Origin of the sequence: Motilimonas eburnea (genome assembly GCF_021295345.1) — a bacterium.
GTDB lineage: Bacteria > Pseudomonadota > Gammaproteobacteria > Enterobacterales > CBDFNC01 > Motilimonas > Motilimonas eburnea.
In genome coordinates, this window is record NZ_JAIMJB010000002.1 from 179,846 (window position 1) to 190,226 (window position 10,381).

Annotated in this window: 10 protein-coding genes; 3 read left to right on the forward strand and 7 right to left on the reverse strand. The window is 45.6% G+C overall.

Translation table 11 applies throughout. The features are described 5' to 3' along the window. Positions 1-11: 11 nt before the first annotated feature. Complete coding sequence (ccoO, locus tag K6Y21_RS02855) at positions 12-650, reverse strand: cytochrome-c oxidase, cbb3-type subunit II (protein WP_233070168.1); 639 nt, start codon at positions 648-650, stop codon at positions 12-14. Between the two features lie 13 nt (positions 651-663). Further along, positions 664-2,091 carry a cytochrome-c oxidase, cbb3-type subunit I gene (gene ccoN, locus K6Y21_RS02860; RefSeq protein WP_233070169.1) on the reverse strand — a complete coding sequence of 476 codons (1,428 nt, stop codon included), beginning with the start codon at positions 2,089-2,091 and terminating at the stop codon, positions 664-666. A gap of 300 nt (positions 2,092-2,391) precedes the next feature. Between ccoN and K6Y21_RS02865 the strand changes: the two genes are divergently transcribed. Then, the gene (locus tag K6Y21_RS02865; RefSeq protein ID WP_233070170.1) at positions 2,392-2,868 is read left to right on the forward strand and encodes a hypothetical protein; all 477 of its coding nucleotides are present in this window, start codon (positions 2,392-2,394) and stop codon (positions 2,866-2,868) included. A 7-nt stretch (positions 2,869-2,875) separates the two neighbouring features. Here K6Y21_RS02865 and K6Y21_RS02870 read toward each other — a convergent pair whose 3' ends face one another. The 4 genes from K6Y21_RS02870 to K6Y21_RS02885 are packed head-to-tail and all read right to left on the reverse strand — an operon-like array spanning position 2,876 to position 7,529. Next, complete coding sequence (locus K6Y21_RS02870) at positions 2,876-3,868, reverse strand: NAD-dependent epimerase/dehydratase family protein (protein ID WP_233070171.1); 993 nt, start codon at positions 3,866-3,868, stop codon at positions 2,876-2,878. Between the two features lie 13 nt (positions 3,869-3,881). Next, the gene (locus K6Y21_RS02875; protein ID WP_233070172.1) at positions 3,882-5,552 is read right to left on the reverse strand and encodes a fatty acid CoA ligase family protein; all 1,671 of its coding nucleotides are present in this window, start codon (positions 5,550-5,552) and stop codon (positions 3,882-3,884) included. Between the two features lie 34 nt (positions 5,553-5,586). Beyond that, positions 5,587-6,480: an alpha/beta fold hydrolase gene (locus K6Y21_RS02880; protein WP_233070173.1), complete on the reverse strand. Its 894-nt coding sequence runs from the start codon at positions 6,478-6,480 to the stop codon at positions 5,587-5,589. Then, on the reverse strand, positions 6,480-7,529 hold the full coding sequence (locus K6Y21_RS02885) for a 3-oxoacyl-ACP synthase III (RefSeq protein WP_233070174.1): 1,050 nt from the start codon (positions 7,527-7,529) through the stop codon (positions 6,480-6,482). The genes K6Y21_RS02880 and K6Y21_RS02885 overlap by 1 nt, the downstream gene beginning before the upstream one ends. 214 nt (positions 7,530-7,743) lie before the next feature. Here K6Y21_RS02885 and K6Y21_RS02890 point away from each other — a divergent pair, with 214 nt between their 5' ends. Further along, the gene (locus K6Y21_RS02890; protein ID WP_233070175.1) at positions 7,744-8,175 is read left to right on the forward strand and encodes an acyl-CoA thioesterase; all 432 of its coding nucleotides are present in this window, start codon (positions 7,744-7,746) and stop codon (positions 8,173-8,175) included. A 414-nt stretch (positions 8,176-8,589) separates the two neighbouring features. Here the strand turns inward: K6Y21_RS02890 and K6Y21_RS02900 are convergent, their stop codons facing one another. Beyond that, positions 8,590-9,381 (reverse strand): 4'-phosphopantetheinyl transferase family protein, encoded by a 792-nt coding sequence (locus K6Y21_RS02900; RefSeq protein ID WP_233070176.1) that lies wholly within the window; start codon positions 9,379-9,381, stop codon positions 8,590-8,592. A gap of 257 nt (positions 9,382-9,638) precedes the next feature. On the opposite strand from K6Y21_RS02900, the gene K6Y21_RS02905 reads away from it, so the two are divergent. Next, entirely contained in the window at positions 9,639-10,373 is a 735-nt protein-coding gene (locus tag K6Y21_RS02905) for a transcriptional regulator (RefSeq protein ID WP_233070177.1), read from the forward strand. Positions 10,374-10,381 lie beyond the last annotated feature (8 nt).

Below are 10,381 nucleotides of genomic sequence, written 5' to 3' on the forward strand. Positions count from 1 at the left end.
AACCACCTCAATTATTTAAGTGCGTGACCTAGAGACTGAAGGTATGCAATCAACGCATCCATTTCTGTCTTACCCTTAACCGCATCTGATGCTCCGGCAATGTCTTGCTCAGAGTAAAGCGGAATGGCATTGCCTTGCTCATCAGTATGCCAACTGCCTTTAGTTAACATATTGAAGGTTTCCATCTTCTTAGCCGTTAGCTCACCACTAAGTTGATTCTCTTCAAGCCAAGGGAAACCTGGCATATTCGATTCAGGAACCACAGAGCGCGGGTCGATTAAGTGAGCACGGTGCCAATCATCAGAATAACGTTCACCGACACGAGCGAGATCAGGACCGGTACGTTTCGAACCCCATAAGAATGGGTGTTCCCAAACGTGCTCGCCAGCCACGCTGTAATGGCCGTAACGTTCAGTTTCACTGCGGAAAGGACGAATCATCTGGCTGTGACAAACGCTACAACCTTCACGGATATAGATGTCGCGGCCTTCTAACTCAAGTGCCGAATAAGGGCGTAACCCATCAATAGGTTGAGTCGTCTCTTTTTGGAATAATAGCGGGGTGATCTCCGCCAAGCCACCAAAGCTGATTGCAATAACAACCAGAATGGCCATTAGACCAATATTTTTTTCGACTATTTCATGTTTCATTCTCGGCTACTCCTTAAGCTGCTTGCGGTTCTGGCTGCAATGAGCCCTTTGGTGCAACAATCGTTTTGTAAGCGTTGTAAGCCATGATTAGCATACCGCTTAGGAAGATTGCGCCGCCTAAGAAACGAACAAAGTAGAAGGGGTAAGACGCTTGTAGTGACTCTACAAAGCTGTAAGTCAACGTACCGTCAGAGTTTACTGCACGCCACATTAGGCCTTGCATAACACCCGAAATCCACATCGCTACGATGTAAAGTACCGTACCCACAGTTGCAAGCCAGAAATGCACATTGACTAACTTAGTGCTGTACATGTTGCCTTGGCCGAATAGGTTAGGGATCAAGTGGTAAACTGCACCAATCGATACCATGGCAACCCAACCCAGTGCACCTGAGTGTACGTGACCGATAGTCCAATCTGTGTAGTGTGATAGTGCGTTTACTGTCTTGATTGCCATCATTGGGCCTTCGAAGGTAGACATACCGTAGAAAGACAATGAAACGATTAAGAAACGTAAAATTGGGTCATAGCGCAGTTTGTGCCAAGCGCCGGATAGGGTCATGATACCGTTGATCATACCACCCCAAGAAGGAGCGAATAGAATCAGCGACATGATCATACCTAAAGACTGTGCCCAGTCAGGCAATGCTGTGTAGTGAAGGTGGTGTGGACCTGCCCAAATGTACACAGAAACCAATGCCCAAAAGTGAACAATCGATAAACGGTAAGAGTAAACAGGGCGTCCTGCTTGCTTAGGAACAAAGTAATACATCATACCTAAGAAGCCCGCGGTTAATAGGAAACCTACCGCGTTGTGGCCGTACCACCATTGCACCATAGCATCCACTGCACCTGAATAGGCAGAGTAAGACTTCATCATAGAAACAGGCACAGCGGCACTGTTCACTATGTGTAACACGGCTACGGTAATGATAAAGGCACCAAAGAACCAGTTAGCGACATAGATATGTGATGTTTTACGCTTAACAATCGTGCCAAAAAACACAATCGCGTAAATCACCCAGATCACGGCAATCAAGATATCGATTGGCCACTCTAGTTCGGCGTATTCTTTACCCGCGGTGTAACCCATAGGTAAGGTGATGGCTGCCAATAAGATCACCAATTGCCAACCCCAAAACACAACTTGTGCTAATGGGCCACCAAACAATCTTGTTTGACAGGTACGTTGTACCACGTAAAAGGAGGTTGCCATCAAGGCACAGACACCGAAGGCAAAAATAACGGCGTTAGTGTGAAGAGGGCGTAAACGGCTATAAGTTAGCCAAGGGGTTTCGAAGTTGAGCGCAGGCCAAATTAATTGAGCTGCGATTAACACACCGACACCCATGCCAACAATACCCCAGATGATGGTCATCACGGTAAATTGGCGTACAACTGTGTAGTTGTAGTCAGGTTGATTTTCTATATGGCTTGTCATTTTATTTTGCTTCCGCTGCTGTCCATTGTTACCACGTAAATTAGCACGTAAATTAAAAGCGTTATTCACGAAACAATTAGCAAATATGTGCTTGGCATAAAACTGGCTGTCCCTACTCAGTAAAGCAAGGAGTTTTACAAACACAATATTCGATGCGAATTCTACTGCAGAAAACGTTACAATGACAGTCACAGTGCAGCTAAATTGTTAATGGCGAACAAATTTGTTAACTAAATCTGCTATAGAAAACAGCAATTGATTAAAACCTACTCAAAATAGGGTTAATAGGAATTATTTGACATGAAGTTAGAGTTAAAACGCATCATCCAGATCTTAGTGGTTTTATCTGTATTAACTGCAGCTTTTGTCTATCGAACCCTAGAGCCGACACACGCTGTCAGTGAGGAGCCTGCCACTGAGCTTACCAACATCGCCTTGTGTGAGTTTAACCAAGGCTGTGAATATGACGTATTTGGTCAGCAAATAAATATCAGTAGTGAAGCTAACACGCCAGTGCTAGCCGAAACGCCGCTTCCTTTGCGCTTGACCCTTGGCCAAGGCATGACAATTACTAAAGCTTACTTGAAGGGTAAAGACATGTTCATGGGCACCATTCCTGTCATTTTTAATGCGAGCGACATAGCAGATCAATACCAAGGCGAATTGTTACTGGGGGCCTGCATCACCGAAAGCATGGTTTGGCAGCTAACCATAGAGCTAGATTATTTAGGACAAAGTGACACCGCCAGCTTTGATTTTGAAATGCGCAATCATTAGTTGATGGTCAGGATTGATTTAATGACTGTTTAAGTTTAGCCATACCTTGTGTCATGCTGATCGTTGGCTGGTAACCAAAATCTCTTTTTGCTGCACTGATATCAAACCAGTGTGCCGTCGCTAATTGCTTGGCAACAAAACGCGTCATGGCAGGCTCTTGTTTCAGGCGAAGTACACCATAAATGAACTCTAGGCTCGCCCCAACAGCAAAAGCCAATTGGCTGCTTACTCGTTTTTGTACTGGGGGTAAACCGGCCGCATACAAAATATCATTTAGCATAGTGGCCATGGTCACGGGTTGATCATTACTGACAAAGTAAGCCTTGCCGGCACATTTTGCATCTTGAGTCAGCTCAACCGCGGCTTGATAATGTGCCAGAGCGGCATTATCCACATAGACGGTATCCACTAATTTATCTCGGTTTCCAACTAAGGCTAAACGCTTCGCTTTCGCCTTACTGATCACGCGAGGGATCAAGTGAGGATCGCCTGGCCCCCAAATAAGGTGTGGGCGTAGGCTCGTGGTTAACAAGGTATCTGAATTGGCCGCAAGCACCATTTTCTCGGCAGCAATTTTGGTGGCCGTGTAGTGGTTAAGGGGGTTATTGCTGTACGGTGCGGATTCATCAACGCCATCTTCATCCTTGCCGGAAAAAATCACGCTAGGCGTACTGGTATAAATAAGCCTAGAGATGGCTAAGTTCTCACAGGCTTCGATGACATGCTGGGTACCCGTAATATTGGAAGCGATGTATTGCTCCTCTGCGCCCCAAACGCCGGCCTTGGATGCCACATGAAACACGGTATCACAATCGCGAGCAGCGTCTTCAACAGCCATGTAATCGGTCAGATCACCCTTGAAGATAGTAACATCAAGCTGACCTAATTCAGGGTTATCACGACGCACTAAGGCGTTGACTTGAATGCCTTTTGTTAACAGCAATTTAACCAATGCTAAACCAAGAAACCCGCCTGCACCGGTAACCAGTACCTTTTCCATATTCTAACCTATATTATGTATCTAGCTTTGCTTGGGCCCAGACCGTTAATTTCTCGCGAAAGATTTTCGCATTGTGACGTACATCGACCGGAAACTTAGGGTGAACTAAAAATCCTGCCACTTGTTGTGTGTGACGATATTGTTGACCTAATTCCTTCAATTGCTCGAATAACATCTCTTGATCTACTTGCACACCAGAGTTTAACTCTACACACAGATAGGCCTGTTTTATTCCCGCCACTTTAACCGCTACTAAGGCTGTACGATAGACATCCGGGTGAAGATTAAATATGCGCTCACAACTTAAGGTGTATAGCTCGGTGTGTTGTAACGTCACGCGATGACTTTTTCGGCCACACATCCAGAGTCGGCCCGTTGTATCCAGGTATCCCACATCGCCCATGCGATGATAAAAGCCACCATTTTCGTCATCTATTTTGGCAAGTGCAGTAGCCCCCATACGTTGATAATAAGCAGGAGAAACGACGGGCCCTTGAACACATATTTCACCAATTTGGCCGGTGGCTAACACTTGTGCTTGGCTTAGGCTTTGGACTAGCTCATCGGTGATGTTAATAATCTTAACCTTGATATCCGCCACGGGATAACCGACACAGATCCCACCGCCTTGATCTGTGATCACCTGCGTTTGTTGTAACAACTCATGGCTGCCAATTTTAGACACAGGTAAGGATTCCGTCGCACCGTAAGACGTCCATACTTGGGTTGATTCGTTGAGTAAGGTTTCAAATTTTGCGATAGAAGCAGGCGTTGCCGGGGCTCCAGCAGAAATAACCCGTTTTATACTGTTTAAAGTGACACCCTTTGCTTTGCCAGCATTGCCAAGCACATCCATCAGGGCGGGATTAGCAAATAAGTTGGTACATTGATATCGCTCAATCGCGGCAAAAATAAACTCAGGGTTTGCTTTGATTGGTTGGCTGGCATCCATGTCAGGGATAATGGATGCCATGCCCAAAGCGGGGCCGAATAGGGCAAACAATGGGAAAGTGGCCAGATCACGTTCACCTGGGCTAATACCATAGTCTTGTCGTAATGCGTCTATTTGCGCATTAAACATGGCATGGCTGTATTCAACGCCCTTAGGGACACCTGTACTACCACTAGTAAACAAGATCGCGGCCATTTTATTAGCTCTGGCAGCCACAGGTTCAAAAGCATCATCATGGTTGATTTTGACTTTGGCTTTGAGTTTTTCGAGTTTACTGCCAAGGCCAAGTTGCCCAACCGTAATACTGATGCGAATGGATGCACGGCCCCAACCAAACAACAACCTAGCAATATGCGCTTTATCGATGCCGATAAACACATCGGGCGCAGCTTCGGCAAAACATTGTTTAAGGTTTTTAATTCCCATGCCGGGGTCAACAAAGACCGGGATCGCACCAACGCGAAACAGCGCAAAAGTGAGGGCAAAAAAATCCACACTAGGGGTGACCATCAACACCACCTTATCACCACAGCGAACCCCGCGCTGGTGTAAAGCCCAAGCACAGAGATTGGCTTGTGTTTCAAGTTGGGCAAAGTTTAATTCTGTATAATGGGCGACTTTGCCGAACAGTGAGTGCTGCTGAATTGCGATCGCCAATTTATCAGGATGATCATTGGCCATGGTGGTTAAGTGATTAGCAATATTAACTGCTTTATTGCTGGTTTGATTCATATGAGCACCGCGTGGTTATCAGCTAGCTAGTGGCTTAACTTGATGAATGATCTTGACGAATAAAATCACTGATCAACGGAATGATCTCTTGTGCCGCATCCTGCAAAATATAGTGTCCACAATCGGGGTAAGCATGTACCTTTGCTTCAGGGAAGAAATGTACCCAGCGATCAAGAAAGTGCTGATCAAACACAAAATCTTGCAAACCAAAGCCAAGAAACACCGGCAGGTGTTTAAATTTGCTTAGGCTAGCCTCAATCTCACTGACGCTAGCATAGGCCTTATCACCCGGTTGCAGTGGAATATCTTGAACAAAGCGCACTGTAGCAATGCGGTTTTGCCAATTGTTATAAGGTGCGACAAAGGCGTTGCGTACCTCGGCCGGCATCGGCTTGCGTTTAACACCGATGTAGGAAGCCAATGAACTAAAGGCATTAATGCCGCGGATCAATAACTCGCCCAGCTGGGTATTACGGCCTAGATACAGCCGCTTAGGTAATTTCTTAGTGGTTGGCATATGAAAGGCCGCTGTATTCAGGGCGACAATTTTCTTGATCTGCTCTGGATAGCGCGCGGCATAACCCATGCCAATCATACCACCCCAATCATGCACGACTAAGGTGATGTTTTTATTAATGCCAAGGTGTTGCAATAGGGCGGCTAAGTCGTCAATGCGAGAATCTAAGGTGTAGTCGTACTTATCATCGTTTGGCTTATCGGAAAGCCCCATTCCGATATGGTCCGGCACGATGGTTTGATATTGGTCTTTTAATGCCGCCACCAGATCACGATAGTAGTAACTCCAGCTTGGGTTGCCGTGCACCATCACCACAGGATCGCCGCTACCTTCGTTAACGTAATGGTATTTTAAGCCATTACGATCAAAATAATGGGCTTGATAGGGAGAGTATTGAGCTGCTGTTTTCATTACCAAGTTAACCCCAACATCATGCAATTTAAGCCACTGCCGATACCTAAAAAGCCCACTTTATCGCCGGGCTGTAAAAAGCCCTGTTCATGGGCTATTGCCGCCGTTGCGGGCAGGGAGACTGTCCCCATGTTGCCTAGCTTCTGGTAACTTGGAAACTCTTTAATCGGATTGATATTAAGGGCTTCAAGCACGTTTTTACGATTGGCTGAGCCCACTTGATGGCAAATCACTTTATTGACTTGCTCAGCCTGCCAACCTGCATTACTGAGAAACTCTTGCCAAGTTTGCTGGGCTAGGGCCACGCCATGCTTGAGTAACGATACCGCATCAGTGCGCATGTTTTCTCTAAATACCCCTTTAGCCGTTTCTTCCATGCCCCAATAACACAAATCAAAGTGTTCCGGTGCGGCGAGGGTGGTTGCAGACTCAAGCTTATGCTGTTTTGTATTGGTCAAATCAAGGCTGCCATCGGTCAAAAGCACGGCGACAGCGCCTGAGCCGCCAGTTAAGGTGGCAAGGCCGGCAGCAAAGTTTTGCATGCTGGGGTTGGCTAGCATTTTAGCTATGGTGGTATCAACAATGTCACGGGCTGATTCACACGACACTACAAGGCCAGCTTTAATTTGGCCAAGTTCTATCCGGTTAGCGATATCTAACATGCCACTTAACACACCAAGGCAAGCATTGCTAATGTCATAAATACTGGCTTTATTGGCAACGCCTAATTGACTGGCAATACGACAAGCTGTGGCTGGCTCATGTTGATCGCGACACACCCCGGTGTAAACCACCGCGCCGATATCGGCAATATTGACGCCTGTTTCTAATACGGCTTTTTGCGCGGCTTTAATCGCACCATCACTGACTTTAGTGTGATTGGGCCACCAGCGACGCTCTTCAATGCCTGTTAACACGGCTAATTGCCCTTTCGGGATGCGAAATTTGTCATAAATCGGCGCCAGTTTCGCTTCTAAGCTTTCACTAGAAACGGTAATCGGTGCCAGTTCGTAAGCAATGCTGTTAACGTAGACCTTGGAGTAATTCATCTGGTGGAAAAAGCCTTATCTTATAACGGTCGATAAAAAAACGGCTCATTGGAACAAGAAAAAAAATAAGATGCAACGTTTTGTGGCGTTAAATGCCATGCAAATGGAGATTCTTTGATTTATTGCTGCATAAACCAGCAGCACTTGCAGCCCTTCACGGGATTGTTTATAAAGCAATTAAACCTTAACAACTGACTCATCACCGACTTAAGCCATGCCAACATCTTTGCCAGACAATACCAAACTTAGCCAAACCTATCATTTTCCAGTGCAAATCTACTATGAAGATACGGATTTTTCCGGCGTAGTCTATCATCCCAACTTTTTAAAATACTTCGAACGGGCGCGCGAGCATGTGATAGGGGCGCAAATGCTGCAGCAATTATGGCAACAACAAGGCATCGGCTTTGCGGTGTATAAAACCAATATGGGTTGTTTTGAAGGAGTTGAGTTTGCAGACATCGTAGACGTACGAACCCAGTTTTATTTTGATGGTCCCTATCGCTCTATCTGGTTACAGGAAATCTGGCGACCCAATGGCACTAAGCCTGCGGTAACGGCGGAAATTGAGATGGTGTGTATGAATCAAGCCAGAAGCTTATGTCCACTCCCGGCAGAAGTATTGCAATTACTTGAGTCTAAATAAGTTAAGCTTAGTGGGAGCGGCAGTCATGCAGCGATTAACATAACCAAAGTTCAGCTTAAAAAAGTGCCAGGCGCAGTGGAATTTAACTGCGCCCCATTGAGCCACATCTTAGGCCCTGATGACCTTTCGCGGTTAATTTTTGTTCGGGTGGGAGACACCCTGTCTAAAAGCGTTTTGGGCAAGGCGAGCGGTGTGTAGCTTAGCATTCTAAGTAAATACTGCTCAACGACGAATAGAATGCTTACGCCCGAAGGGCTTTAGCCGAATCCGTAGGACAGCGTTTGTTGGTCATTTCTACTGCGTTAGCGCCTTTTTGCATAGTTGGCTATGCTGCAAAGTCGCTGCCTACAACGATTGTTTTGTATAAATACCCAACAAATCGTTGCAAAAACAAGCTCAAAAGGTCAACAGGCCCTAATCCCATTCAATATATTCAAGTGCAATGGGGTTAGCGTGGTCTTGAGTGATGGCAAAGTGCACATTGGGCTTGATAATAAACCATTGGCTATACATTTCCTTCATCAACACGCGCTTGCGAAGTTTTAAACCCGTACTTTTATCAAACACTTCTTTTTTGTCGAAAATACGCACTGGCACATGACCGTATTCCGTCAGTAAATCTTTAGGGTCATGATCGACGTTAATATTCGATAGCTTCATGCGAAGGCCATTGCCTAAGGCTTTAGCGCTGGCTTCCTTAATTGTCCATAAGTGATAGAAAAAAGTCTGTCGGTCTTGTTTAGGTAGCGAATCCATCAGGGCGATTTCACTGGGCGAATAAAAGTTCTCGGCGATGCTGCGATAATCCAGCTCGGAGTCGTGAACTTCAATATCTAATCCAATGGCTTCACGATGAAACGCGACGGCAACATAGGGGTAGCTGTAAGAAAAACTAAACCGAGGCAATTTTAGATTATTTAATCTATCAAGCCGACCTTGCAAAACCGCCTGTCCCATAGCGTTGTTTTCGATATGCCAATGGAGATGATTGATTTTGGGATGCATTAACTTGAGTGCATAGCGAAGTAACATGCGACTCAATAAACGAGAGTGGTTCTTTTGTGTATTTTTTGACTGGCTAAGCTCAGCAATTTCCTCTGCTGGACACCAAATGGCGGTCAGCTCTTCTAGCGATTGACTGGATATTTTGCTCAAATCAGAGTAAATCACTTCTACTCTGGCGAGATCTAGATCATATTTTGACATTATTTCTCCCTAGAAAAGCATGCAAACCGGATATTGTTGCTTAGGATTGTTCCGGCACATTGTTTCGAATCTTCGACTGATGTAAATTGCGAGATTCAAATTTAAGGCTGATTGAGCTTGTTGTCCTTTAGCTAACTTTAGCAAAGAACGGATAATCAAGGCTCAAATAGCGAACGAATACTTGGATAAACCCAAAAAAACACGAGTTTAAAACCCAACACCATGTCAATGACTAAAATTCAAGGCTATCAAACAGCATGACGACTAAACGCCATGCCAACGCGACAACCACGCCCGAAATGCGTGAATTTATTCAGTCTTCCGATCTGAGTGTTGCAAAGCTTGCTCGTATTTTAAATATCAGCGAAGCCACTGTTCGTAAATGGAAAAAACGCGAAAATGTTAATGATGCATCGAATATTCCTGCAAAATTGAACACAACCCTCACTCCGGCGCAGGAATATGTGGTGGTACAACTTAAGCTGATCTTAAAATTCAGCCTAAACAAACTGTTATCAGTAACTCAACAACATATCAACCCGCAGGTGTCGCGTTCTGGCTTGGCGCGCTGTTTAAAACGCCACGGTGTTTCCCAACTCGATGACAGTCATCCCCCCGTCATACGTTCAGGTCAATTCGATCAGTTGCACATAGGAGCAGAAGCCGAAAACTGTCAGCATTTTTCCATTAATCACCAAACCTTGGCCCACGCGTTAGAACTGACGGGCGATGCCAAGCAACCTGTGGTCCATGTGATGGCCCAACCCGTGCCAAAGCAGTATTGCCAAGAGGTCGCGCTAAACATGTTTGTGGCCAGTGATCCTGATAGCGACTGGGCTTATGTCGACATCTATCAAGACAGTGCCAAAGCGGCTTCAACACGCTACATGACATACGTATTAAAACATGCGCCGTTTCATATGCGGCGAACACTGGCTCGTAATTACCATGTGTTCAAACAAAAATTTGGTGACCAAACCATCTTCAATTAGCGGTGTGA

Bases quoted from the DNA above. Each gene is read 5' to 3' on its own strand.
- ccoO (WP_233070168.1), bottom strand. From the start codon at position 650: ATGAAACATGAAATAGTCGAAAAAAATATTGGTCTAATGGCCATTCTG.
- ccoN (WP_233070169.1), bottom strand. From the start codon at position 2,091: ATGACAAGCCATATAGAAAATCAACCTGACTACAACTACACAGTTGTA.
- K6Y21_RS02865 (WP_233070170.1), top strand. From the start codon at position 2,392: ATGAAGTTAGAGTTAAAACGCATCATCCAGATCTTAGTGGTTTTATCT.
- K6Y21_RS02870 (WP_233070171.1), bottom strand. From the start codon at position 3,868: ATGGAAAAGGTACTGGTTACCGGTGCAGGCGGGTTTCTTGGTTTAGCA.
- K6Y21_RS02875 (WP_233070172.1), bottom strand. From the start codon at position 5,552: ATGAATCAAACCAGCAATAAAGCAGTTAATATTGCTAATCACTTAACC.
- K6Y21_RS02880 (WP_233070173.1), bottom strand. From the start codon at position 6,480: ATGAAAACAGCAGCTCAATACTCTCCCTATCAAGCCCATTATTTTGAT.
- K6Y21_RS02885 (WP_233070174.1), bottom strand. From the start codon at position 7,529: ATGAATTACTCCAAGGTCTACGTTAACAGCATTGCTTACGAACTGGCA.
- K6Y21_RS02890 (WP_233070175.1), top strand. From the start codon at position 7,744: ATGCCAACATCTTTGCCAGACAATACCAAACTTAGCCAAACCTATCAT.
- K6Y21_RS02900 (WP_233070176.1), bottom strand. From the start codon at position 9,381: ATGTCAAAATATGATCTAGATCTCGCCAGAGTAGAAGTGATTTACTCT.
- K6Y21_RS02905 (WP_233070177.1), top strand. From the start codon at position 9,639: ATGACGACTAAACGCCATGCCAACGCGACAACCACGCCCGAAATGCGT.